This window comes from Pseudomonas fortuita (genome assembly GCF_026898135.2).
Taxonomy (GTDB): domain Bacteria; phylum Pseudomonadota; class Gammaproteobacteria; order Pseudomonadales; family Pseudomonadaceae; genus Aquipseudomonas; species Aquipseudomonas fortuita.
Genome location: NZ_CP114035.2, coordinates 2824014 through 2848490, shown reverse-complemented (window position 1 = coordinate 2848490; position 24477 = coordinate 2824014). Strand labels below are relative to the sequence as shown.

Here is a 24477-nt window from a genome sequence, read left to right as displayed (position 1 = left end):
CCGGCACCGCTTCAGAAATCGCGCTTGTAGAAGATGTCCAGTGAGCTGGCCAGCCCGCTGGCGGCTTCCAGGTACACCTTCTTGCTCAGCTTGTAACGCAACGCGATGGTGTTGGCGGGTTCGAACACACCCACGCCGTAACGCAGGCTCAGCTTCTCGGTGATGTTGCCGCTGGCGACCACGCTGGTGGTGTTGCCCGAGCCTTCGGTGTCCAGCTGGAAGTCGTCGATGCCCAGGCTCGATGCCAGGCTGCCGGTGATGCCGGCGCTGCCAGCCAGCCCCAGGCCCAACGCTGCCTCGGCAAGCATGTTGTTGTCCTCGCCAGCGTTGCCCAGAGGCCGCCCCAGCACGAGGTACGACAGCGCCTGCTCCTGGCTCATGGCCGGTTCCGAAAACACCTTGGTCGTGGGTTGCTCGGCACTGCCGCTCAGGCGGATACCGGCAATCACGTCATCGACCGTGCGTATGGCTTCGATGTCCAGGTAGGGCTGATCGATCGGGCCGGCAAACAGCAAGCGCGCGCGGCGGATGGTCAGGCGCTGGCCGTAGGCACGGTAACGGCCGTCGGCCAGGCTCAGCTCGCCACGGGTATCGAGGTTGTCGCCTATATGTACGTGGCCGAGCAGGTTGGCAGTGAGCCCAAAGCCGCTGAACGACAACTTGTCGCGGCCCACTTCGACATCGATGTCCATGGCCATCGCCATGGGCGGTTTGCCCTCTTCGGTCTGATGACCAACGATTACCGTGTCATCCGATACCTTCACGGTTGACGGCGGCAGTTCACGCACGGTGATCTTGCCTTTGGGTACCTGCACCTTGCCGGTAACCGCCAGTTTGTCGTCGATCAGGCGCAAGGTCAGGTCCGGGGCGACCTCCAGCGTTGCATAGGGCTCAACCGTGACTGGCAGTTGCTGGCCTTGCAGGCGCAGGTCCATGCCCAGCGCCTGGCCCCACGTGAGGTTGCCACTCAACTGGCCCCGCCCTGCATCGCCGCTGCGCCAGTTGCCATTGAGTTGCACCTGCTCGCCGGCGATCAGCGCCTGCAACGACAGGTCCTCAAGGCTGGCCGGCAACTCGGCGCCACTCACTTCACCGCCGCTGAGCATCAGGTTGCCGTTGACCTGTGGTGTCAGCAAGGTCCCTGAAAGCCGGCCACTGCCGTTGAGCTGCCCGGCCAGGCGTTCGACCATCGGCACGAACGGGCGCGCCACTGACAGGTCCAGCCCGGCTAGGCGGAAATCACCTGACAACGGCTTGTTCTTGCCCAGCGGGTCGAGGCGCGTATTGACGTTGAGCTCGCCCAGGCGCTCTCCACGGAAGGCCAGGCGGGTATCGATACGCCGTGGCGCCAACGTGCTGTCGACACGCAGGGCCTGATAGGGGAAATCGACCCAACGGCCCTTGTCGCGCACACGCAGCGTGCCGCCACTGGCATCAATGACAATGGTGCCTTTGGGGCCGCTGGCCGGGATGTCCAGATTGATATCCGCATTGAGCAGGCCCTGCCAGGCGAAGTCTTTTGGCAGCCACTGTGCAAGGCTGTCCAGCGGGAACTGCTTGAGGTGGTAACGCAAGCGCGGCTCGGGCGCCAGCCGCTGGTCGTCACCACAAAGGCTGGCCTGGCCAGAGCGCCAGCAATGGGCACCGAAGTCCAGCTGGCCGCTGGCCAGGCGCTGCAGGCGTGCCGGCGATTGCAGCCGCCAATCCTGGCCACCGGCCTGGATACGCCCACTCGCGAGGCGGCCACGCCAGTCACCCTTGCTCAACTGGCCATCCAGACCGAGGTCAAGCTTGAGCTGCGGGCCATCCAGCGCCAGGGTCAAGGCTTGCTGGCGAATGTCGCCTTTGCCGTTGGCCTGCAGCGTGCCCAATGCCGTGTCGCCCAGGTGAATGCCAGTGGCCTTTAGCTCGATCACACCGCGCTGGGCGTTGTCCAGGCGGGCATCCAGGTCCAGCTGTTGCAGCCGGTTTTCGGCCTGGGCCAAGCGCTGGCCCTGCAAGGTCAGCGTGCCTTGCGGAGCCTGCAAGGTGCCGGCAACATCCAGCCGGCCCTTGACCTGGCCCTGCAGCCTTGGCCACAGCTGGCCCAGGCGCGGCAGGTCAAGGTCGATTCGCCCGGCCAGGCGCTGCTGCAAGCTGCCACTGCCGTTGATACGGTTGTCACCCAGCTGGATCGCCAGGGCGCCGAGGGTCCAGCTCTGCCCTGCCCCCTGCGCTTCGGCCTTGAGCACTGCCGGCTGGCCGCGCAGGCGGCCTTTGAGGTCAAGTTGGGCATCAAGGGTGAGCACCTCGCCCTTCATCTCGCCTTTGCTGCGCAGCGGCCCCGCCAAGGTGCCCGGCAGCTCCGCCAGCCAATACGCCGGGTCGAGCGCCGAAAGCTGCAAGTCGACATCCCAAGCCAAAGTGTCGGCAAAACGCACGGCCACACTGCCGGCAGCCTTGCCTTGCCCGGCGGTCAGCGCCAGTTGCGGCAGTTTCACCTGGGTCAGGTCACCTTCGAACGGGCTGGCCAGGCTGAACGCCCCTGCCGGGCCGTCCAGGTCGCCTTTGAAGGTGCCCTGGTAATTGCCATCGCGATAATGCACCTGGGTACTGAAGCGCTTGAGGGTGACCTCGGGCGGCGCCTCCAGCGGGTACAGCCGCAACCACGGGAAGTCCTGCCAGTCCAGCTGCGCATCGGCGGTCAGGCCTTGCTGCCAGTCGGTCGTGGCCTGCAGTTTCACGCGCTGGGTGTCGCTGGCAGTCAGGTCAAGGGCATCGAGCCTGGCGCCTTTGCTGTCGACCAACCCGGACAGCGCCAACGCGATCGGCGACTGTTCAGCCGGCAGGTTGGCCGTTCCCGACAGTTGATAGCCCTTGAACAGATCGCCCTTGGCATCAAGCACGAGCTGATTCAACTGCAACGTATCGGGCAACGAGCCCGCCGGTTTGAACGCCTCTGAACGAATCTGCAGGGTCGCCGGCAGATGCTCGGCCAACGCTTGCAACTGCCCGCTCAGCGTGGCGTCGAGATAACCACGGCTGGTGCCGGCAAGTTTCAGGGTCTTTTGTAATTCTCCGGTTGCCGTCAGCGCCAGCTGCCAGGCTTTGCCGTCTACGGCGGGCAGTTGCAGCTGCCCCTGGAGTTGCAATGGCCAGTCACCTTCGGGCTGCAGGTCGCCCTGCAGGTCCAGTTGCAGCTCATCGCGCTGCAGGTGCAGGCTGTCGATGTGCATCCCGGTGCCGGTCCAGTGCGCCGCCAGTTGCAGATCACCCAGCAGGTCGCTGCCATCCAGCCGCAGCTGGCCGACCTTGACTTCGCCCAGCTCGATGGCCAGCGGCAAGCGCAGCGCTGGCAACTGCAGCGGGCCGCTGTCGGCCGGCTCGGCACTTGGCGCAAAGGCCATGTCAATGCGTTGTGCCTGCAACTGGTCGATGCACAGAGTGGCGCGCATCAGACAGGCAGGCGACCAGGCGAATAGCGGTGCCTGCACCTCTACCGTATTGCCACCATCGGCCCAGCGCAGCACGCTGGCCTGCCAGCTGCCCGCCAAGCGGCCCTGGAAATCAGCCACCTCAAGCCCTGGCACTTTGCCCAGCGTCCAGCGGCTGCCCGCTTCGGTACCCAGCAACAGGCCCAGCCCTACGCCCAGGCTCGCGACCACACCTAGCAGGCCCAGCAGAATGTACTTGATCACGCGTTTCACAACTCAGGCCCCATGGAAAAGTGCAGGCGAATGCCCCCTTCGTCATCCAGCGCCTTGGCCAGGTCGAGTCGCAACGGCCCGACCGGCGATACCCAGCGCACGCCAAAACCGACACCGGTCTTTAGGCTGGGTAGCTCAAGGTTGTTGAACGAGTTCCCCTGATCGACAAACGTCGCGATCCGCCACTTTTGAGTCAGCGAATACTGGTACTCGACACTGCCGGCTACCAGGTAGCGCCCGCCGATGCGGTCGCCATCGCTGTTCTTCGGTGACAGGGTCTGGTAGTCATAGCCACGCACGCTCTGGTCGCCACCGGCGAAGAAGCGCAGCGACGGCGGAATGTTGTTCTTGAAGCCGTTGGTGGCACTGCCACCGAACTGCACGCGCCCCAGAAGGCGGTGGTTGTGGCCAAGCGTGGTCAAGCCCTTGAGCAGTACGTTGCCGTGCAACAGGTTGGTGTCGGAAACCAGCCCTTCCTTGGCCCCTTGTACATCGAACTGCAGGCGGTAGCCGTTGTGCGGATCGATGCGATTGTCACTGCGCAGAAACGAATAGCTCACGCCAGGCATCAGCAGGTTGCTCAGCCCGGAATCGTCACCCAGGCGATACTCCTCGCGCTGGTACTTGAGCGAAATGACCCGCTGCCAGCCGCTGGGCAGCTTGCTGTGCCACTCTGGGCCCACTGTCAGCAGTTTGCTGAGTGTATCGGTACCTGCCAGCTCCTCGTTCTGGTAACCACCGGCAAAGCGCAGCTTGTCGGTCAGTGGCGGGTCGAGGGGGATGTCATACCACAGGCCAACGTTCTGTCGGGGGGCGGACAGCTCGGTTTCCCAACCGTAACTGTGGCCCTGCGGGTTGACCCAATGGCGGGTCCAGTTGGCCTTGCCACGCGGACCGACGTCGGTCGAGAAGCCCAGACCCAGCCCCATGGTGCGTGGTTTGCGGGTTTCCAGGCGGACATCCACCGGGATTTCTTCACCCACGGCAGCAGTGGGCGCCGCATCCACCCGTACGCCTTCGAAATAGCCGCTCGATTGCAGGTCATTGTTCAGTTCGGCGATCAGTTCCGAGTCGTAGGGCGTGCCTGGCTTGAACGACACCATGCGCTGCAGCAGGTCGTCGTCCAGCGGCGTGTCGCCGCCGAAGGTGACGGCGCCCAGGCGATAGCGCGGGCCACTCTGGTAGACCAGTTCGATATCGGCCACACCGGCCTGCGGGTCGACCGCAAGGCGCTGACGGCTGAAGCGGCCGCTGAAAAAGCCGTAGCGCGACGCCTGGTTCTGGATCAGCCGCTTGGCATCTTCGTAATGGCCGTGGTTGAGCTGTTCGCCTGCGCGCAGCGCCCGGCTGTCGGGCATGCGAAAGGCCTTCATTTCGCTGGCCGGGCCTTCGATACGCACGGTCACGTTGCGCAGGCGAATCGGCTCGCCCGGGTTGATGCTGATGACCAGTTGCGGGGAATGGTCTGCATCTCTGGGCGGCTTGACCTCGCTGTCGATCTGCGCCTGGTAGTAGCCAAGTGCCTGCGCGGCTTTGCGCGCCTGCTCCTCTGCCCCGCGACTGAAGCGTAACAATGCTTCTTCATCGCGGTCACCAAGGGTGCCTATATAGCCTTCGACATTGGCCTTGAGCGCCTTGTTGGCTGGTTTTACCTTCACCAGCAACTCGCTCTGGCCCCATGCTGCGAAACTGGCGGCCCAGAAAACCAGGCCCCAGGTCAATCTTCCTGAATACGTCATGCGGCAAATGCTACCAGAGCCAGGCGCTCAAGGGAGCCGCCTGGCGGGATGTTCAGGCAAAAGTGGACGTTGAAGAGACTGGATTGGGATGGAAGAACACCCGTTCCCGGATCGGTCCTACGGCGACCTCACCAATTTCTTCATAGCCCTGGCGCTGGTAAAAGGCCAGGTAATGCTCATTGCCGGTGTCGAGCACTACGCCCTGGGTGCCTGGTTGATCCGCGCACCAGTCGTGCACGGCTTGTAACAATTGCTCCCCGTAATGCTTGCCCTGAAATTGCGGATGTACCCCCAGCAGTGGCAACACATGCACCTGATCGGTGGGCAGGCAGGTGGCCAGGGCGGCCTGGTAGTCCATGTAACGCCGCGTGCAGCGCAGGCCAGTGCCGAGGATCATGCGCAGGCGCCAGGCCCAGCTGTCGGCAACGCCCAACCGGCGCACCGGCGGCACGATCAGGGCCATGGCAATCAGGCGGTCGTCCACCAGCAAGCCGATGGCAGGTAATTGCAGGTAGAAATGCTGGCGCACCCATTCGCGCACCATTACCCGCAAGCGTCGCTCATACCCCGGGCGCTGGGCTTCGAAGATATAGGCGAAGGTGGGTTCGTGGCGGTAGGCGTTGTACAGCAGCGAACGCGCTTCGCGGCTATAGCCATCATCAAGCAGGCAGACTTGAGCCGGGGCGGCAGTGGTTTCGGGCATTGCGGGCAGACCTCCTGGAATGGGCGTACATTGCCTTGGAGGTGCACCACCGCGCTTCGTTCACCCCCTACAGCACGTTAGCAGCAGGGGCCGGAGGCCGCCACGCTGGTGATGTGGGGCGATGTCGGCTAGCATCCCGCCTTTTACCGGGATTGTCTTTCCATGAAGATCGTCTGTTTCAACATCAACGGCCTGCGAGCACGCCCGCATCAGCTGGCAGCGCTCATCGAAAAGCACCAGCCGGACGTGATCGGCCTGCAGGAAACCAAGGTCAGCGACGATCAGTTTCCGCTGGCCTACGTGCAGGCGCTGGGTTACCACGTGCACTACCACGGCCAGAAAGGCCACTACGGCGTGGCTCTACTGTCGCGCCAGGCTCCATTGAGCCTGCACAAAGGCTTTGCCACCGATGAAGAAGAGGCCCAGCGCCGCTTCATCTGGGGCACCTTCGCCGATGCAGATGGCAACCCGATCACCATCATGAACGGCTATTTCCCCCAGGGCGAAAGCCGCGACCACCCCACCAAATTCCCGGCCAAGCAGCGTTTCTACAGCGACCTGCAGGCACTGCTGGAAGGCCAGTTCCGCAACGACCAGCCACTGCTGGTAATGGGTGACATGAACATCTCGCCGCAGGACTGCGATATCGGCATCGGCCCAGACAATGCCAAGCGCTGGCTGAAGACTGGCAAGTGCAGTTTCCTGCCTGAAGAGCGTGAGTGGATGGAGCGCTTGAAAGGCTGGGGCCTGGTTGACAGCTTCCGCCACCTGCACCCCGACGTGACCGACCGTTTCAGCTGGTTCGACTACCGCAGCCGGGGTTTCGAGGACGATCCCAAACGTGGCCTGCGCATCGACCTGATCATGGCCTCGCAGCACCTGGTGCCGCGCATCAAGGCAGCGGGCGTGGACTATGAACTGCGTGGCATGGAAAAGCCCTCGGACCATGCGCCGATCTGGTTGGAGTTGAGCTGATTCTGGTGTGGGCCCAAGGTACACGCCTTGGGGCTTGTAGTGCCGGTTAGACCGAGCGCCGCGCGGGCGGCGCTTCGCGGGGCAAGCCCGCTCCCACATTTGTTGCAACATGGCCATGCCTATGGAAACGGCGTGGTCAGCCTTGGTGCATGGCTTGAGATGGGTGGGGGGCGGCAGCGCCAGCCAGGAAATTGCGTCAAGCCAACAAGGCTGACAACCATGGCCTGACAGGTTCGGTACGTTGCAACAAATGTGGGAGCGGGCTTGCCCCGCGAAGCGCCGCGCGGGCGGCGCTCGATCGCACAGGCGCTGAAATTGTTATGGCGAGCACTCACAACCCCAACCGCAACGCCTCCCCCACCCCGGCCCCACGCGCATCGTCCGCCGCGCTGACCAAGGCGAAGTTGTAAGCCCCATGCGACCAGTACCGCGCCTCCAGCTGGCCATCAACCCGCTGCCCGTCTGGCATGCGCCGATAAAGCTCGCCCGGTGAGCGCAGGAACAGGCTGATGCGCTGGCCCTTGCCATCTTCAAACACCAGCAGCGCCGCCGGCCCCTGCTCGTTGCTGAGCAAGCGCGCCCCCACCGGTTTGAAGCCATAGCCCGCCAGGTCCGGCAATTGCCCAACGCGGCTGAAATGCCGCCCCAACCAGTCGCGCAACTGCCCTGGATCACTGGCCTGGATATCCAGCGCCTCGCTGGCGGCAAACAACCGGTGCGCCTGGACAGCATCGGCCATGGGCTGGTCGGCTCGTGCCAGGGACGCATCGCGCACCTGCCAGCCGCCCAGCCCTCCGACGCCCAATGCCAGCACGACCACCGCCGCGGTGGCCCAGCGCCGCTGCCGACGCTGGCGCAATTGCCGACGCAACTGCCCAAGGTCCAGCTGCGCCGCCCCGGGCAGTTCGCCAAACCCGGCCAGCGCCGTACGCAACCGGCGGGCATCGGCGCGCCAGCCCTCTACCCGTGCCGCAGCCTGCGGGTTGGCCGCCAGCCAGGCCTGCACTTCGGCCCGGCGCGCAGGCGCCAGGCGCTCATCGACGTAAGCGTGCAATTCGTCTTCGCTGGGGATCAGACGCGTCATTTCAGTCTCCGCAAGGCCGGGGGCTGAGGGTTGCCCTCGGTCAGTTCGCGCAAGGCACTGCGGGCGCGCGACAGGCGCGACATCACAGTGCCGATGGGGATGCCCAAGGCCTGGGCAGCTTCCTTGTAACTCAAGCCTTCGATGCTGATAAGCAGCAACAAGGCGCGCTGTTCGGCCGTCAGCCGGGCAAATGCCTGCAAGTCGGCCTGGGCCAGGACAATCGCCTCAAGGTTGGCCCCGAGCGGCTCCTCCTCGCTCTCGGCACGGCCGAACCACGACAGCCAGCGCGCATGCAGGCGGTCGCGACGCTTACCGTCAAGGAAAAGCCGATAGAGGATGGTAAACAGCCAAGCCCGCAGCGCCTCGGCATCGCGTTGCTGGTCACGTCGGCTCAGGGCCCGCTCGACCGTAGCCTGCACCAGGTCATCGGCGCTGCCCGGCTCGCGGGTCAGCCACACGGCAAAACGGCGCAGGCGGGCCAGCAGCTCGCGCCACTGGTGGTCGTCCAGATCATGCATGGCAAAGTCCCGGCCTTTGAAGTAGTCATTGTAAAGGCAGACGCCCACCAGGAAATTCTATTCCCGTCGATGGAATAAATTTTTCCCTGCCCCGTCGTACTGGCACATTCACCAAACCGGACGATGACCATGAACTCACCTTTGCACGGCCCGGCGAAAGCCTTGCGCCTGGCTGCCATCGGCGCCGTGATGCTGGCCGCAGGTGCCGGCTTTGCCTATGCCGCCGGCTGGCTTGGCGAAACCCGGCTGACACCACAGCGCATCATTGACACCTTCGAGGCCCAAGCCGGGCACTACCCAGGCTACCGCAAGAACCACGCCAAGGGCCTGTGTGTCAGTGGCTACTTCCAGGCCAGCGGGCAGGCCGCCAACCTGTCCACGGCGCGCGTATTCAGCCAGGCGCGTGTCCCGGTGATCGGCCGCTTCGCCATTGGCGGCGCCAACCCGTATGCCCCGGACACAAGCATACCCGTACGCAGCCTGGCCATTCAGCTGAGCACCGACGACGGGCAGGTCTGGCGCACCGGCATGAACACCCCGCCTGTGCTGGCGATAAGCACCCCGCAAGGGTTCTACGAGCAAGTACTGGCGAGTACGCCAGACCCGGCCACCGGCAAACCGAACCCCGCCAGCATGCAGGCGTTCTTCGCAGCCCACCCGGAAAGCGCAGCGTTTCGCCAGTGGGCGGCGGGCTACAAGCCCAGCAACAGCTTCGCCAGCACCCAATACCACAGCATCAATGCCTTTCAGCTGATAGATGCAAGCGGCGCCCGCCACCCGGTGCGCTGGCAGCTTGAGCCACAAACCGCGTTTGCCGCGCTGCCCACCCAGATTGATGACAAACAGTTTCTGCAACACGACCTGCAGCAACGCCTGGCCCAGGGCCCGTTACGCTGGACGCTTCGTCTGGTGCTGGCTGAACCCGGCGATGCTGTGGACGACCCTGCCCGGCCCTGGCCTGCCGAACGGCGCAGCGTAGACGCCGGCACCCTGGTGCTGGAACAGGTCGACGCCCCCGAACAGGGGGCATGCCGCGACCTCAACTTCGACCCGTTGATCCTCCCCCGAGGCATAGAGGCATCTGCCGACCCCATCCTCGCCGCCCGTTCGGCTGCCTACTCGGAATCGTTCAACCGCCGCAGCCGTGAATCGCTCAGCACCGGAGCCCACCCATGAAACCCGAAGCCTTCCACCCTTTCGCCCGCCTGCTGCACTGGCTGATGGCCGTGCTGATCCTGGCCATGCTGTTCATTGGCGTGAGCATGGTTGCAGACCTGTCGCTACGCCACCCTGTACTCATCGGGCTGCACAAGGCCACCGGCCTGGCACTGCTGGTGCTGGTCGTGCTGCGTATCGGGGTGCGCCTGGCCGTGCCTCACCCACCCTTGCCGCGAGACCTGCCCACCCTGCAGCGCTGGGCCGCCGGGGCATCGCACCTGCTGCTCTATGGCCTGATGCTAGCCATGCCGCTACTGGGCTGGGCAATGCTGTCAGCGGGCGACTACCCTCGCCCGCTGGGCTTGCCGGCCATCGCCCCGCACAACTTGCAACTGTATGCCGTGCTGCGCATGGCACACGGCTGGGCCGGCTACCTGCTGTTCGCCACCGTGCTGGTGCATGTGGCGGCAGCCTTGATGCACGCATGGGTGCGCCGCGACGGTGTGTTGCGTAGCATGTGGCCTGGCCCCCTGCGCCGCAGCGAATGAATTGCAATAGCCCGGGCCGTTCGACAATCGATAACAATTCTTAATAATATCGGTTTCTATTGCCTTACTGCCCTGGACTGCCCAATGAACGTCGCAAAGGATCCTGCAACCCTTAAACCTGCCAGCACCCTGGACTTGCGTCCGCTGCTGCTGGCCAACATGGCCTGTACCATGTCGATGATGGCCTTCGTCGCCCTGATCGGCCCGATTGCCCGCCAGCTCGGCATGGCCACCTGGCAGGCGGGTGCCGCCGTGACTGTGGCCGGCGTGGTGTGGGTGCTGCTGGCGCGGCCCTGGGGCCGGGCGGCAGACCGCCTGGGGCGCCGGCGCGTTCTGCTGCTGGGCACCGCCGGTTTTACTCTGGCTTATTGGCTGCTATGCCTGTTTGTGGAAGGCGCGCTGCGCTGGCTGCCGGGGGCGACCGCAGCGTTCATCGGCCTGATGGTCGCACGCGGCTGCATCGGTGCCTTCTATGCGGCTATCCCGGTAGGTTGCAATGCGCTGATCGCCGACCATGTCGAGCCGCAGCGTCGTGCTCGGGCCATGGCCTCGCTGGGGGCGGCCAACGCTGTCGGCCTGGTGGTGGGGCCGGCGCTGGCGGCGCTGTTGGCCAGGCATAGTCTGAGCCTGCCTTTTCATATCATGTCGCTGCTGCCGGCCAGTGCCTTTCTCGTGCTGTTGTTCACCCTCAAGCCGCAGGCGCTGCCTCACAACCATGCCCCGAGCCCAGTGCGTTTGAACGACCCACGCCTGCGCCGGCCCCTGCTGGTAGCATTCAGCGCCATGCTCAGTGTCACCGTGTCGCAGATCATCGTCGGTTTCTTCGCCATTGACCGCCTGCACCTGGGCCCTGCAGAGGCCGCCCAGGCCGCCGGCATCGCATTGACCACGGTGGGCGTGGCATTGATGCTGTCACAGGTATTGCTGCGCAAACTGGAATGGCCGCCACTGAAAATGATCCGCACAGGCGCCACGGTCTCAGCCCTGGGCTTTGCCTGCGGCTCGCTCGCCACCACCGCACCTGCGCTATGGGGCTGCTATTTCATCGCGGCAGCGGGCATGGGCTTTGTCTTCCCGTCCTTTTCTGCGCTGGCGGCTAACGCCATGCACGCCTCCGAGCAGGGCGCCACAGCCGGTTCCATTGGTGCGGCCCAAGGCATGGGGGCGGTGATCGGCCCGCTGGCTGGCACCCTGGTTTATGCCCTTGATCCGCGCCTGCCATTCCTGGCCGTGGCCGCCCTGTTGCTGCTGGTCGGGCTATGGCCGATGCCGCGCGACCAGCGTGTCTGAGAAGCACAGCGCGCAAGCGTGCAGAGTGTGTTTTAATGCGCGTCGCTCATTATTTTTTACACCTCTGATTACAAGGCGGCTATGGACACGGGGACGCGACTCAAACTGGTGCGTGAACGCAACAACCTCTCCCAACGGGAACTGGCCCGCCGCAGCGGGCTGACCAATTCGACGATCTCGCAGATCGAGCAGAACCGCGTCAGCCCTTCGGTCAGTTCCCTGAAAAAACTGCTCGAAGGCATTCCCATGAGCCTCGCGGAGTTCTTCAGTTTCGACGAGCCGGTGCGCGAAGAACGCTTTGTCTTCCGGGGCGCCGAGCAGCCAGACCTGGGCCGCAACGGCCTGCGCATGCTGCTGGTTGGTGCCAGTGTCGAAGGCCGGCAGATGCGCATGCTGCGCGAACTGTATGCACCGGGTGCGGATTCGGGCGAGCCGATCGTGCATGCCGAGGGCGAAGAATGTGGCCTGGTCACCCGCGGCACCGTGGAGCTTTGGGTCGATGGCCAAGTCAGCGTGCTCAACTCGGGCGACGGCTACTACATCCCCACTACCCTGCCGCACAGCTTCAAAAACATCGGCCCGGACGAGGCCGAGATTATCAGCGCAAACACGCCGGCGAATTTCTGACCTTGACGCGCAGCGGTTCGCTGAACACCCGGGCCATTTACCAGAGCCTGCGTAACGCTGCACTTGGCGTGCATCACCTGCAGGTGAGTGCACGCCGCGATGGCGGCCTGGTCGATGTCGACATCCAGGGTTGGCAATTGGCACTGGCCGTGGATACCGAAGGCCTTGCCCATTGCATCAGTTGCCGCTGCCCCGACGGCCATCAGGCCGGGATCGAGGAGTGGCAGCGCTACGGCACCAACCCGGTCGACCTGCTGAGCCTGTGGGAACGCACTCAGCTCGAAAAGCTGCTGGCACCCTGACTTAACGCTTCCTCGACAAAGTCCAGACGGTCCTGCCCAAAGAACATTGCCTCACCGACAAAGCAGGTCGGCGCGCCAAACACCCCGCGCTCCACTGCCACCTCGGTCGCCTGCTTGAGCGCTGCTTTTACTTCGCCGTCGGCCGCCAGCGCATGAAAAGCCTGCGGATCGAACCCTGCCTGGCTCAGTGTTTCGTCCAGAACCGCGCTATCGCTCAGGTTGCGCCGCTGCACCCACAGCCCATTGAACAGCGCCGACAGCAACGACTCCAACTGCTCCGGCGCGCGCAACTGGGTACCCATGACCCCGCGCATCAAGGTCAAGGTATTGACCGGAAACCCCAGCGGCAGCCCGAACGGTACCCCATAGCGCGCGGCAAAGCGTGCCAGGTCCGTGAACATGTAGCGCCCCTTGGCCGGGACCATGGCCGGCGAAGCATTGCCGGTAGCCTGGAAAACCCCGCCCAGCAGCATTGGCCGCAAGTGCAGCGTAGCCCCCTGGCGGGCACACAGGCCTGGCAATTGAGTCCAGGCCAGGTAGCTGGCCGGGCTGCCCAGGTCAAAAAAGAAATCGACAGTCTTGTTCATGGTGACAGTCCTTGCTTGGTGATAGGGGCTTACCAGCGTTCCATCCAGGGGCGCAGGTCCAGCTCGAAAGTCCAGGCGTCTCGTGGCTGGGCGTGCAGGAACCAGTAGCTGTCGGCAATGTGCGCCGGGTCGAGGATGCCATCCTGGTCCTTGAGGGCATAGCGCTCGGGAAAGCTGTCGCGGATGAAAGCGGTGTCGATGGCACCGTCCACCACTACGTGCGCGACATGGATATTCCGCGGCCCCAGCTCACGTGCCATGCTCTGGGCCAGAGCGCGCAAGCCATGCTTTGCCCCGGCGAAAGCCGCGAAACCCGCCGCACCGCGGGTGCCTGCGGTGGCGCCGGTGAACAGGATCGTGCCGCGCTCACGCCGGACCATGCGCCGGGCAACCGCTTGCGCCGTGAGAAAACCGGCAAAGCAGGCCATTTCCCAGATCTTGAAGTACTTGCGCGGGGTTTCCTCCAGAATACTGCAGGGCACATTGGCGCCGATATTGAAGACAAACACGTCGATCGGGCCGATATCACGCTCGATAGTCTCGACCAACGCCGCCACCTCCTGCTCTTTGCGCGCATCGGAGCCAAAGCCGTGGGCCTGGCCGCCAGCGGCACGTATTTCCTCCAGCAGCGGTTGCAGCTTGTCAGCCTGACGCCGCGTGACGCAGGCAATGTAGCCCTCACGGGCAAAGCGCTTGGCAATCTCGCCACCCGTGGCATCGCCCGCACCGATCACCAACACGACTTTTTGTTGTTCTGGCATGCTTGCCTCCATTGGTAAATGATCGTTTAGTAAACGAACGCTATGTTATGATCACCGTCATCGTCAAGCCCGCCTGCAGAGGCAATTGAATGCGTTACTCCAACGAACACAAGCAGCAGACCCGTGAACGGTTGCTGAGCAGCAGCGGCGCGCTGGCCAAACGCGGGGGCTTTGCCAGTACCGGGGTGGCCGGGCTGATGAAGGCGATTGGCCTGACCGGCGGCGCCTTTTACAATCACTTCCCCTCCAAGGACGACCTGTTTACCGAGGTGGTGCGCCAGGAGCTGCGCAACAGCCCGCTGGCCCGCCTGGCCAACCAGGGCGCCAGCCGCGAACGCCTGGGCCGCTGTCTGCAGCAGTACCTGAGCCTGGCCCACCTGCACAATCCCGAAAGCGGCTGCCCGCTCCCGCCGCTGGGTGTGGAAATCGCCCGGGCCGCAACGCCGGTGCGCGAAGAGGCTGAGCACTGGCTGGTCGAACTGCACCAGGCCTGGAGCGCGACATTGGAGGATGATCAACTGGCCTGGGTGCTGATCAGCCAATGCGTGGGTGCGTTGATGATCGGGCGCATGCTGGCCACTGAAGGGGTGCAATCGCAGGTGCTGGATGCAAGCCGCCAGTTTGTCGAAAAGGCCCTGCATGAAGCGGATTAGCCTGCTGCTGGGCCTGACGCTGACGGTGCCCGCGCTTGCCGAACAAGCGTGCCCGCCCGGGCAATACCAAGTGTGCCTGATGGGCTGTTTTTGTGCGCCGATTGACCCGGGGCAAGCCGGTCAGATTCTCAAGGATGTGGAGGTGATGGCCTCGTCCAGCCTGACGTTCGCCTTGCGCCAGGCCAGGGATGAGGCCACCGCCAGCGGCGTCGAGCCGATCCCGCTGCATATCCGTGCGCAACTCGAACCCTGGTACGACTTTGCCGTGCTCGATGCGGCGCGCTTCCGGGTGGGTGACGAACAGCAGATGAGCGCAGCCAACGCGTTACTGCAGAACCCCGATGTAAACGCCGTGACGCTGATCGACACGATCATCTTCCGCCGGGCCGGCGACGCCGAGGACAACGTGGCCCTGTGGGCTCACGAGCTCAAGCATGTGCAGCAGTATCAGGCGCTGGGGGTGGAGGAATTTGCCCGGCGCTATACGCGCAACTATGACGACCTCGAAGCGCCGGCCTACAAGATCGAGGCCGAGGTCGGCAAGGCTTTGCGCGAACGCGCTTCAGGCCAAGCCAGGTAGAAATGGGCTGCTTTGCAGCCCATCGCGATACAAGGCCGCTCCGGTAGCGGACTGCGCATGCGCTCAGGACGCCGCCGAAGCCTCTTCGGCGCCCTGCTCACGGCTAGCATAACGTTGCGCCAGCACCGCACAGACCATCAGCTGGATCTGGTGGAACAGCATAAGCGGCAGGATCATCGCACCAATACCGCTGCCCACGAACAACACTTGAGCCATGGGCACACCGGTAGCCAGGCTTTTCTTGGAGCCGGCAAACAAGATGGTGATGCGGTCTTCGAGATTGAAGCCCAATGCCTTGCCAAGCACACGGGTACCAAACAGCACCACCGCCAGCAAAATCCCGCACACGGCGAACAACCCGGCCAGGTGCTGCGGCGATACCGTGTGCCACAAGCCGGTGACCACGGCTTCGCTGAAAGCGGTGTACACCACCAGCAGGATCGAGCCCTGGTCCACCACCTTGAGCCAACGCGCATTGCGCTTGACCCAGGCGCCGATCCAGCGCCGCGCAACCTGCCCGGCAACAAACGGCACCAGCAGTTGCAGGGTGATCTTCAGCACGGCATCCAGGCCAGAACCGGTGTCACCACTGGCGCCCAGCAACATCATCACCAGCAAGGGGGTCAGGAAGATACCCAGCAGGCTTGAGGCCGCCGCGCTGCAAATGGCTGCTGGCACGTTACCGCGGGCCAGCGAGGTAAAGGCGATGGCCGACTGCACCGTGGCCGGCAAGGCACACAGGTAGAGCACGCCCAGGTACAACTCGTTGCCTACCAGTGGCAGGAACACAGGCTTTAGCGCCAGGCCAAGCAGCGGGAACATCACGAACGTACAAGAAAACACCAGCAGGTGCAGGCGCCAGTGCCCGGCGCCGGCAATGATTGCCTCGCGCGACAGCTTGGCACCATGCAGGAAGAACAGCAGGCCGATGGCCAGGTTGGTCAGCCAGCCAAAATACACCGCACCATCGCCCGAGCAAGGCAGGACGGTGGCGATCAGAACCACCCCAAGCAAAGCCAGGGTGAAATTGTCGAATAACATCCGCAAATACTTCATCACAGTGTCCGTCTTGTCATTGTGCAAGGGCAGACGATAAGGTCTACGGCTTTCCGCCGCTAACGCCGGAACCCCCATCGGTATCGCTCAACGGACACGCTCCGCAAAAGGACCCGCTCATGCCCCTCTCCCGCCCGGCCGCGCTTGCAGCCGTCATCACACTCATTCTGGGCCACACCGCCGCCCAGGCCGACGACCAATTGCAGGCCAAGGTCGACCAGATCATCCGCCCGTTGATGCAGGCGCAGGGAATCAGCGGCATGGCCGTGGCGATCTACGCACGCGACCACGCGCACTACTTCAGCTATGGCGTGGCCAGCAAGGCCGACAATGTGCCTGTCAGCCGAGACACGCTGTTCGAGATCGGTTCGCTGAGCAAGACCTACACCGCCACCCTGGCCGCGCTGGCCAGCGCCGAGGGCAAGCTGGACCTTGAAGCCCCGGCCAAGCACTATCATCCGGCACTGGCCGGGGCGCCCATCGGCGACGCGACGGTGCTGGAACTGGGTGCCTACAGTGCCGACTGCCTGCCCTTGCAGTTCCCCGATGCGGTGCAGACACCGCAACAGGTCGTCGATTTCTTCCGCCACTGGCAACCCCGTGCCAAACCCGGCACCCAGCGCTGCTACTCGAACCCCAGCCTTGGCCTGTTCGGTGACCTGGCCGCACGGGCACAGCATCAACCGTTTTCTACGCTGATGTCCGAGGGGCTGCTGGCAAAAATGGGCCTCAAAAACACCTATCTGCAGGTCCCGGCCAGTGCTCAGGGGCTTTATGCCCAAGGTTACGACGACGCCGACAAACCGGTGCGCGTCGGCCCCGGCCCGTATGCCGACGAAGCCTACGGCATCAAGACCAGCGCCAGCGATTTGCTGCAGTACGTGCGGCTGCACATGCAGCCCCAGGGCCTGCCACCGGCACTGGCTAAAGCAACCGCCATCACCCAGCAGGGCTACTTCCAGGTCGGCACCATGACCCAAGGCCTGGGCTGGGAGCGTTATCCCTACCCCGTCACGCTGGGCACCCTGGTAGATGGCAACAGCGCGCGGCTGATCCGTGAACCGCAGCCAACCAAGCGCTTGCAACCCGCCCTGCCCCAACTGCCGGCCGCCTGGTACAACAAAACCGGTGCAACTAGCGGTTTCGGCGCTTACGCCGCATTTGTGCCCAGTGAACAGCTGGCAATAGTGTTGCTGGCCAATCGAAATTACCCGAACGAAGCCAGGGTTCGTGCAGCCTTCGAGATACTGTCCGGGCTGTAGTGGAAACGGCGATTGTCGAACAAAAAGACAGAAATGTAGTGAGTAAAAATATTCACTACAAAATGATTGACGCCGCTCATCGCCCTTGTGCATGATGAAGCCGTCTCCCTGATCGGGAGCGGTGGCAAGGGTGTTCCAGACGGCTTGCGCGGTAACGCAGGCCGTCCGTGGAGAGGGAACTGTCCAAAAGGCAGCGTGAGAAAGCCCCTGTTGCGATGCTGCTGTAGCAGCGTTGGTAGTGCGCTACACCGTGGTAGCGTCAACTGTGAAAATCACCTACGAATGGGTAATGGGGGCTTTATGATGAACTTGAACAACAATCCGACTATCGACCAACTGGCGCAGCTGTTCGCTGTACGCAAGGACAGCCTTGACGACCACCTGCTGTGGGTTAGCCAAACCGGTGAGGTGCGGCTCGACCGCCTGCCACCGAATACGATCGAAGATGAATTCGAAGAGCACCTGCCCAGCATGCGTGCCCGCTTCAAGGTCTACCGCCGTGGCCAGGGCTACGTCGGCAAGAAGGCCGCCGCCGATACCGAATTCGTCGGCCGCGTGCTGCAGACCCTGCAACAAGAATGGCCCGCCGCCCGTGAGCGGCAGGCAGTCAAGGTGATCGAACCGCTCAACTGAGGGTTCTCACCTTTATCTGAGCCCGGCCCGCATAGGCCGGGCTTTTTCATGCCTGGCGCCGTCGGCAACGGCTTTGCGGCAATGGCAGGGCACCGGTAGCCATCGCACGGGCCCGGTCCACACCCCACACCAAGGCACGGGTCATGGTTTCCCCGGGCCGCGCAGGGTAGTACTCCTCCAGCATTGCCCGCCCATCGGCTCCATACAGCCCTAAAAACAGCTGAGTCGCCCCCAGACGTGACAAGCGCACCTGCACATCCAGCGTTGTGCCGTCACTGAGAGCTTCGTTGTGGCTGCGGCTGTGCAACTGGGCGTCGGCCCACTGCCAATACGTCTGTTCCCTGACTCGCATGAGCATTCGATCCTCCGTCGCTGGAATGCCACGACAGAAGACCACAACCCTGGCCAGCCGGCGAGCGCTACCCGGCAATGCCATGAGCCGGATCAACAAAGCGCAATAAAAACCCGCCATTGGGCGGGGTTATGTACTGGGGCGGGGTCACTTCTTCAGCGGAACCCGCGGCATGAAGCGGCCTTTTTTACTGCGCTGCAGGTGTGCAGGCTGTAGCTGTTCGGAATCATCCAGCGTCATGTGGGCGAACCCGAGGCGGAAGGCCGCCTGGCCGCAACGCACTTGGCTGTTGATCGGGAACGCATCATTCAGGTCTTCGAAAAAGGATTCGCTCATGCCCTGTCTCCCTCCAGTGGCAGTCGCGCCGGCAACCAGAAAAGTCGCCCAGAAAACGCGGCCTGTAAAAAAGAGACTAGCCGGTCATTTGCGGACCACCCGGACAATCGCACGACAGCCGACCAGTGGCAGACCGCTCTACTTCAACCGCACCGCGGTGCCGGTGGCAAATACCACGACCATGCCGCCCTGCACCGACGGCATGCTAATTTCGAAATCCACACCCACTACCGCATCGGCTCGCAACTGATGTGCCCGCGCCTTGAGCTCCTCGGTCGCCTGCTCGCGCGCCTCACGCAGGGCGCTTTCCAGCGTTTGCGAGCGGCCGCCGAAAAAGTCGCGAAAGCGTGCAAAGAAATCGCGCACGAAGTTGATGCCCTGCACCGATTCGGAGCTGACGACGCCCAAGTATTCGGCAATCGGGCGACCTTCGAGCTGGCTGGTCGTGGTAATGATCATGAAAGCGCTCCGTTGACCTGGATAAAGAGGCCGATTCTAACAGAGCGCCAAGCAGCATATTTGTGCGGCTTACGCGGTGACCGCCCGCAACCTTTGCCCGATACGCGCGCCGAATACGTTCACCAGCAACCCCGCCATTACCAGCAAGGCACCCCAGCCCTGGATTGCGGTCAGCCGTTCGCCCAGCAACAACGCCGACGAGCTCAAACCAATCACGGGTACCAGCAGCGAGAACGGTGCCACCTTGCCGGCCGGGTGGCGCGACAGCAGTTTGCTCCACAGGCTGTAACCAAGCATGGTGGCGACGAAGGCCAGGTACACCAGTGCCAGCACCGAGCTCCAGCTGATATTGGCCAGGGCATGGCCAATGCGCTCAGGCCCTTCCAGCCACCAGGACAACGCCAGGAACGGCAGTGGCGGTATCAGACCGCCCCAGATCACCAATGCCACAAGGTCAACCGAGCCAAAACGCCGGGTAATGATGTTGCCCATGCCCCACATGGCACCACCGCACAAGGTCAGCACCAACGCCAGCAGCGGTACATGGCCACCATCTTCGCTACCAATCAACGCCAGGCCGCTGGCGGCTATCAGCAGCCCCAACACACTGGCCAGGCGCAGCCGTTCACCCAAAAACAGTGCCGCGAACCCCAGCGTAAAGAAAGCCTGTGACTGCAGGATCAGCGAGGCCAAGCCCGGCGGCATGCCGCTGTACATGGCCTGGAACAGGAACGCGAACTGGCCCAGCGAAATCGTCGCGCCATAGGCAATCAGCCAACGCCAAGGCAGTTTCGGCCGCTTGACCAGCAAGATTGCCGGAAACGCCACCAACAGGAAGCGCAGCGCCCCCAGCAACATCGGCGGCAAGCCGTCGAGGCCAACCTTGATGACCACGAAGTTGACTCCCCAGGCGACAATCACCACCAGGGCAATGAGCAGGTCCTTGAGCGGCATTGCGACTTCCTTCTACAGGCTTTGTGGACATATTTCGTTACAGCATAAGGCTATTCCTCAAAAGCGGACCAGCACAGTTACCCGCCGTCGTTGCGCAACAGTGACTGTTACTGGCCCCCAGTACGGGGCCAACCACAGGAGAACACATGTACTCCCGCCGTGACATCGCAGGCTTTCCGGTGCCGAGCCTGACACACCCCTGCCAAATCAGCGGGTCGCAGCCTCAATCCTGATAACCTGGTGCCACCTTTTCCAGCATTCGCAACAACGCTGCCCACGCCAGCTGCAGCGCATCCGGGTCGGCCAGCTCACCCTGTTTCAACCCCCGCTCCGGCTCATTGAACTGCCGTTCGGTATGCACGCACACTGCTGCCGGCGGCAGTATCAGGTGGCCGGCACTCTGCGCTGCCAACTGGATCTCACAGGCCTTCTCCAGGTAGAACATGCGCAAGAATGCTTCGGCCACGCTGCGCCCTGTAGCAAGCAGGCCATGGTTACGCAGGATCATCACCGGCTTGTCGCCGAGGTCGGCAACCAACCGCTGCTGTTCGTCCATATCCAGTGCGATACCTTCGTAGGAGTGGTAAGCCACCCGGCCGTAAAACTCCATGGACATCTGGTTGACCGGCAACAGGCCGCACTCCAGCGCGGCTACCGCGCAACCCGCGCGGGTGTGAGTGTGCAGCACGCACTGGGCGTCATCACGAGCGGCATGAATAGCACTGTGAATGACGAAGCCGGCCGGGTTGACCGGGTGTGGCGAAGGTTGCACTGGCCTTCCCTGCAAGTCGATCTTTACCAGGCTGGAGGCAGTAATCTCTTCGAACAGCAGCCCGTACGGGTTGATCAGGAAGTGATGCTCCGGCCCGGGCAGGCGCAAGGAAATGTGGGTGAAGATCAGGTCGCTCATGCGAAAGTGCGCGATCAGCCGATAGCAGGCAGCCAGTTCCCGGCGCAAGCGCTGTTCCGTTGCGATCATGGTGGTTATCTCTATAGATGAGGAGGCTTGAAACTACTTGCTCGCCCAGGCATTGAAGCGTTGTTCCAGCTCTTCGCCATGGTCGACCCAGAATTCCACATTCATCGCCAGTGCCCCTTGCAAGTTCTGCGGCGAGGTGGGCACCCAACTGGCCAGGGCCGGGCCAAGCCTGACGGCTGCCTGGGTGTTGGTCGGCCCATAGGGAATCTGCTGCACATACCGCACCTGGGTATCCGGCTGATTGGCATAGGCAATCAGCCGCTTGGCCTGGTCGACATGCCGCGAGCCTTTGATGATTGCCCAGTAGTCCATGCCATATAGGCTTCCAGGCCAGACCACGGCCAACGGGCTGCCTTGCTGCGCCGCCACGGCGATGCGCCCGCTGTAGGTCGAAGTCATTACCACATCACCTGCAGCCAGCCACTGCGCAGGTTGGGCGCCGGCGTCCCACCACTGGATATAGGGCTTGAGTTCGCTGAGCTTGGCGAATGCACGGTCAACCCCGGCCGGCGTCGACAGCACCTGATAGACGTCCTCTACCTTGACCCCATCGGCCAGCAGGGCAAACTCCAGGTTATACACCGCACGTTTGCGCAAGCCGCGCTTGCCTGGGTACTTGTTCACGTCCCAGAAGTCGGCCCACGAGGCCGGCGCCTGCGCCAGCTTGTTGCGGTCGTAGGCGATAGCCACGCTCCACACCAGCGCAGCCGAGCCACAATCCTGCGCCGCGTCGGGTATGAGGTCGGCGGCATGGCCCAAGCGCTGCCAGTCGAGGTGTTCGTAGATACCTTCCTCACAGCCACGCATCAAGTCCGGCCCCTCGATCTGCACCACATCCCAATCGACGTTGCCGGTGTCGGCCATCACCTGGATCCGCGCCATTTCGCCGTTGTATTCGCTCTGTATCAGCTTGCTGCCATCCTGGGCACTGAAGGGCTTGAAGATTGCCTCATCCTGGGCCTTCTGGCCGGCGCCGCCATAGCCCACCACGACCATCTGCGGCGCAGCTTGCGCAGCTTGCGCAGTGCCCAGGCCAACGGCCAGCAACGTTGCCCAAAGGCCAGCAACACGTGCAATTGTCTGCATCGAAGTTTCCTCCTGCCGGTGCCCCCAAGGGCCCGTTTTCTTGTTGTTGTGAGGTCACGCCCTCGCGCTGAGGGTGATGAAAACCTAGTCGCGCACCAGTAAAAAAACAAGTTGATTTTTTACTGGAGCTACACTTTCATACACAAAACAAGAACAACACCGCACCGGAGCCGCCTGTATGCAGACCGCCTTCCCTCACCTGTTTGAAGCGTTGCAGATCCGCGGCAAGCGCTTGAAGAACCGCATCATGTCCACCGGCCACGATACCTGCCTGCCCACCGACAACCTGGTCAACGACAAGCTGATCGCCTACCAGCGCGACCGTGCGGCCGGTGGCGTCGGCCTGATCGTGCTGCAGGTTGCGGGGGTGCATGACAGCGCCCGCTATACCTCGCATGTGCTGATGGCCACCGACGATGCCTGCATCGACGGCTATCGACAGCTGGCCGAAGCCTGCCATGCACACGGCACCGTGGTGCTGTCGCAACTGTTTCACCCCGGCCGGGAGATCATGGAATCGGCAGACGGCCTGCTGGCGGTTGCCTACTCTGCGTCCTCGGTGCCCAACGAACGCTTCCGGGTGATGCCGCGCGCACTGGACCAGCCGATGATCGACGAAATTGTCCAGGGCTACGCCAGTGCGGCCCGGCGTCTGCACCAGGCTGGGCTGGACGGCGTCGAAGTGGTGGCAAGCCATGGCTACCTGCCCGCACAGTTCATGAACCCGCGGGTGAACCTGCGCAGCGACGGCTACAACGGCGATCTGGAACAGCGCCTGAGGTTTCTGCGTGAGGTGCTGGCCGCCGTGCGCGCCGCCACCGACGAGCAGTTCATCATCGGCCTGCGCATCAGCGCCGACGAGCGCGACAGCCAAGGGCTGAGCGAGGACGAGTCGCTGGCCGCAGCCATTGCCCTGCAGGGCCAACTCGACTACCTGCACATCGTCGCCGGCACATCGGCGTCCTTGGGCGGCGCCGTGCACATAGTCCCGCCCATGGCCATCGAGCCAGCCTATCTGGCCAGAGAAGCCGGCACCTTCAAGCAACAGCTGGCCATACCCCTGTTTGTTACCGGGCGCATCAACCAGCCCCAGGAAGCTGAACTGATCCTGGCACGCGGCCAGGCCGATGTTTGCGGCATGACCCGCGCACTGATCTGCGACCCGCTGATGCCGAGCAAGACCGAACGCGGCCAGGTCGAAGATGTACGCGCCTGTATCGCCTGCAACCAGGCCTGCATCGGTCACTTCCATCGCGGCTTGGCCATCTCCTGCATCCAGCGGCCAGAAACCGGCCGTGAATTGCAGTATGGGCAGCTGACGCCTACCACAACGCCCAAGCGCATTCTCGTCGCCGGTGGCGGCCCCGCCGGCATGAAGGCTGCCGCCGTGGCCGCCGCCCGCGGCCACCACGTAACGCTGTACGAGGCCGGCCCACAGCTCGGTGGCCAGGTGCTGCTGGCCCAATTGCTACCGCGGCGCAGCGAGTTCGGCGGGGCCAGTACCAATCTGCAACGGGAAATGGCCCTTGCCGGTGTCGAAGTCGTGCGCAACACCCGGGTGGACCGCGCCCTGGTCGAACGCGAACACCCCGACCTGGTCATTGCCGCTACCGGTGCCACCCCCTACTGGCCGGCGTTCGAGCGCAGCGGCGAGCTGCAGGTGGTGGACGCCTGGCAAGTACTGCGTAACGAAGTGAAGCTGGGGCGTTCGGTGCTGGTGATGGACTGGCGCTGCGACTGGATCGGCCCTGGCATCGCCGAACGCCTGGTACGCGAGGGGCACCAGGTGCAGTTGGCCGTCAACGGTACCCATTGCGGCGAGAACCTACCGCTTTACGTGCGTGACCAGCTCGCCGGCGAACTGCATCGCCTGGGCATCCCTGTCACCCCTTACGCGCGCTTGTACGGCAGCGACGACAACACGGTGTACCTGGAGCACACCGCCAGCGGCGAACCCATGATCTTCGAAGGCATCGACACGCTGGTGCTGTGCATGGGCCATCAGCCGCAAGACAGCCTGGCCAGCGAGCTGGCCGGCCTGGTAGAAGTGCGGCGCATTGGCGACTGCCTGGCACCACGTACCGCCGAAGAAGCGATTCACGACGGCCTGACGGTTGCCTGGTCGCTCTGAGGCTGTACATACTGCGGC

Annotated in this window: 25 protein-coding genes; 11 read left to right on the top strand and 14 right to left on the bottom strand. The window is 63.5% G+C overall.

Features of this window, described 5'->3' with window-relative positions:
- Positions 1-11: 11 nt before the first annotated feature.
- The 3 genes from OZ911_RS13115 to OZ911_RS13105 are packed head-to-tail and all read right to left on the bottom strand — an operon-like array spanning position 12 to position 6128.
- Entirely contained in the window at positions 12-3686 is a 3675-nt protein-coding gene (locus OZ911_RS13115) for a translocation/assembly module TamB domain-containing protein (protein ID WP_070086508.1), read from the bottom strand.
- Positions 3683-5425, bottom strand: coding sequence for an autotransporter assembly complex protein TamA (locus tag OZ911_RS13110; protein ID WP_023048436.1), 1743 nt, complete (start codon positions 5423-5425; stop codon positions 3683-3685). The genes OZ911_RS13115 and OZ911_RS13110 overlap by 4 nt, the downstream gene beginning before the upstream one ends.
- Before the next feature lie 52 nt (positions 5426-5477).
- Positions 5478-6128 (bottom strand): GNAT family N-acetyltransferase, encoded by a 651-nt coding sequence (locus OZ911_RS13105; protein ID WP_016486536.1) that lies wholly within the window; start codon positions 6126-6128, stop codon positions 5478-5480.
- 162 nt (positions 6129-6290) lie between these two features.
- On the opposite strand from OZ911_RS13105, the gene xthA reads away from it, so the two are divergent.
- Entirely contained in the window at positions 6291-7103 is an 813-nt protein-coding gene (gene xthA, locus OZ911_RS13100; RefSeq protein ID WP_023048437.1) for an exodeoxyribonuclease III, read from the top strand.
- Positions 7104-7434: 331 nt separating this feature from the next.
- On the opposite strand, the gene OZ911_RS13095 is transcribed toward xthA, so the two are convergent.
- Positions 7435-8187 carry an anti-sigma factor family protein gene (locus OZ911_RS13095; protein WP_060516626.1) on the bottom strand — a complete coding sequence of 251 codons (753 nt, stop codon included), beginning with the start codon at positions 8185-8187 and terminating at the stop codon, positions 7435-7437.
- Entirely contained in the window at positions 8184-8705 is a 522-nt protein-coding gene (locus OZ911_RS13090) for a sigma-70 family RNA polymerase sigma factor (RefSeq protein ID WP_024717967.1), read from the bottom strand. The genes OZ911_RS13095 and OZ911_RS13090 overlap by 4 nt, the downstream gene beginning before the upstream one ends.
- Before the next feature lie 123 nt (positions 8706-8828).
- Here OZ911_RS13090 and OZ911_RS13085 point away from each other — a divergent pair, with 123 nt between their 5' ends.
- The 5 genes from OZ911_RS13085 (at position 8829) to OZ911_RS13065 (ending at position 12630) form a co-directional block, all read left to right on the top strand.
- Positions 8829-9881, top strand: coding sequence for a catalase family peroxidase (locus OZ911_RS13085; protein ID WP_070086509.1), 1053 nt, complete (start codon positions 8829-8831; stop codon positions 9879-9881).
- The gene (locus tag OZ911_RS13080; protein ID WP_016486531.1) at positions 9878-10411 is read left to right on the top strand and encodes a cytochrome b; all 534 of its coding nucleotides are present in this window, start codon (positions 9878-9880) and stop codon (positions 10409-10411) included. Before OZ911_RS13085 ends, OZ911_RS13080 begins: the two co-directional genes overlap by 4 nt.
- Before the next feature lie 84 nt (positions 10412-10495).
- Positions 10496-11701 carry an MFS transporter gene (locus tag OZ911_RS13075; RefSeq protein WP_016486530.1) on the top strand — a complete coding sequence of 402 codons (1206 nt, stop codon included), beginning with the start codon at positions 10496-10498 and terminating at the stop codon, positions 11699-11701.
- 81 nt (positions 11702-11782) lie between these two features.
- The gene (locus tag OZ911_RS13070; protein WP_016486529.1) at positions 11783-12328 is read left to right on the top strand and encodes a cupin domain-containing protein; all 546 of its coding nucleotides are present in this window, start codon (positions 11783-11785) and stop codon (positions 12326-12328) included.
- A gap of 2 nt (positions 12329-12330) precedes the next feature.
- A complete protein-coding gene (locus OZ911_RS13065; protein ID WP_023049131.1) occupies positions 12331-12630 on the top strand; it encodes a DUF7693 family protein in 300 nt (99 codons plus the stop codon).
- On the opposite strand, the gene OZ911_RS13060 is transcribed toward OZ911_RS13065, so the two are convergent.
- Both OZ911_RS13060 and OZ911_RS13055 read right to left on the bottom strand, forming a co-directional pair.
- Positions 12603-13217: a 2-hydroxychromene-2-carboxylate isomerase gene (locus tag OZ911_RS13060; protein ID WP_023049132.1), complete on the bottom strand. Its 615-nt coding sequence runs from the start codon at positions 13215-13217 to the stop codon at positions 12603-12605. The genes OZ911_RS13065 and OZ911_RS13060 overlap by 28 nt on opposite strands.
- Before the next feature lie 29 nt (positions 13218-13246).
- Entirely contained in the window at positions 13247-13978 is a 732-nt protein-coding gene (locus OZ911_RS13055) for an SDR family oxidoreductase (protein ID WP_070086510.1), read from the bottom strand.
- Between the two features lie 89 nt (positions 13979-14067).
- On the opposite strand from OZ911_RS13055, the gene OZ911_RS13050 reads away from it, so the two are divergent.
- Together OZ911_RS13050 and OZ911_RS13045 are read left to right on the top strand one after the other, a co-directional pair.
- A complete protein-coding gene (locus OZ911_RS13050; RefSeq protein WP_023049133.1) occupies positions 14068-14631 on the top strand; it encodes a TetR/AcrR family transcriptional regulator in 564 nt (187 codons plus the stop codon).
- Positions 14618-15211 (top strand): eCIS core domain-containing protein, encoded by a 594-nt coding sequence (locus tag OZ911_RS13045; RefSeq protein WP_016486524.1) that lies wholly within the window; start codon positions 14618-14620, stop codon positions 15209-15211. The genes OZ911_RS13050 and OZ911_RS13045 overlap by 14 nt, the downstream gene beginning before the upstream one ends.
- Before the next feature lie 63 nt (positions 15212-15274).
- Here the strand turns inward: OZ911_RS13045 and OZ911_RS13040 are convergent, their stop codons facing one another.
- Entirely contained in the window at positions 15275-16267 is a 993-nt protein-coding gene (locus tag OZ911_RS13040) for a bile acid:sodium symporter family protein (RefSeq protein WP_031312499.1), read from the bottom strand.
- A 119-nt stretch (positions 16268-16386) separates the two neighbouring features.
- Between OZ911_RS13040 and ampC the strand changes: the two genes are divergently transcribed.
- Complete coding sequence (ampC, locus tag OZ911_RS13035) at positions 16387-17529, top strand: class C beta-lactamase (RefSeq protein WP_023049134.1); 1143 nt, start codon at positions 16387-16389, stop codon at positions 17527-17529.
- Positions 17530-17829: 300 nt separating this feature from the next.
- Positions 17830-18162 carry a hypothetical protein gene (locus OZ911_RS13030; RefSeq protein WP_016486521.1) on the top strand — a complete coding sequence of 111 codons (333 nt, stop codon included), beginning with the start codon at positions 17830-17832 and terminating at the stop codon, positions 18160-18162.
- Positions 18163-18208: 46 nt separating this feature from the next.
- On the opposite strand, the gene OZ911_RS13025 is transcribed toward OZ911_RS13030, so the two are convergent.
- The 6 genes from OZ911_RS13025 to OZ911_RS13000 all read right to left on the bottom strand — a co-directional run bounded on the left by OZ911_RS13025 (position 18209) and on the right by OZ911_RS13000 (position 22328).
- On the bottom strand, positions 18209-18520 hold the full coding sequence (locus OZ911_RS13025; protein WP_016486520.1) for a hypothetical protein: 312 nt from the start codon (positions 18518-18520) through the stop codon (positions 18209-18211).
- Positions 18521-18661: 141 nt separating this feature from the next.
- Complete coding sequence (locus tag OZ911_RS13020) at positions 18662-18850, bottom strand: hypothetical protein (RefSeq protein ID WP_003253897.1); 189 nt, start codon at positions 18848-18850, stop codon at positions 18662-18664.
- Between the two features lie 138 nt (positions 18851-18988).
- Positions 18989-19309, bottom strand: a complete 321-nt coding sequence (locus tag OZ911_RS13015) for a YbjQ family protein (protein WP_016486519.1) — start codon at positions 19307-19309, stop codon at positions 18989-18991.
- A 69-nt stretch (positions 19310-19378) separates the two neighbouring features.
- Positions 19379-20263 carry an O-acetylserine/cysteine exporter gene (locus tag OZ911_RS13010; protein ID WP_016486518.1) on the bottom strand — a complete coding sequence of 295 codons (885 nt, stop codon included), beginning with the start codon at positions 20261-20263 and terminating at the stop codon, positions 19379-19381.
- A 223-nt stretch (positions 20264-20486) separates the two neighbouring features.
- Positions 20487-21242 carry a class II aldolase/adducin family protein gene (locus OZ911_RS13005; RefSeq protein ID WP_023049135.1) on the bottom strand — a complete coding sequence of 252 codons (756 nt, stop codon included), beginning with the start codon at positions 21240-21242 and terminating at the stop codon, positions 20487-20489.
- A gap of 33 nt (positions 21243-21275) precedes the next feature.
- Positions 21276-22328 carry an ABC transporter substrate-binding protein gene (locus OZ911_RS13000; RefSeq protein WP_023049136.1) on the bottom strand — a complete coding sequence of 351 codons (1053 nt, stop codon included), beginning with the start codon at positions 22326-22328 and terminating at the stop codon, positions 21276-21278.
- Between the two features lie 178 nt (positions 22329-22506).
- Between OZ911_RS13000 and OZ911_RS12995 the strand changes: the two genes are divergently transcribed.
- On the top strand, positions 22507-24459 hold the full coding sequence (locus OZ911_RS12995; RefSeq protein WP_060516635.1) for an oxidoreductase: 1953 nt from the start codon (positions 22507-22509) through the stop codon (positions 24457-24459).
- The last annotated feature ends 18 nt before the right edge of the window (positions 24460-24477 follow it).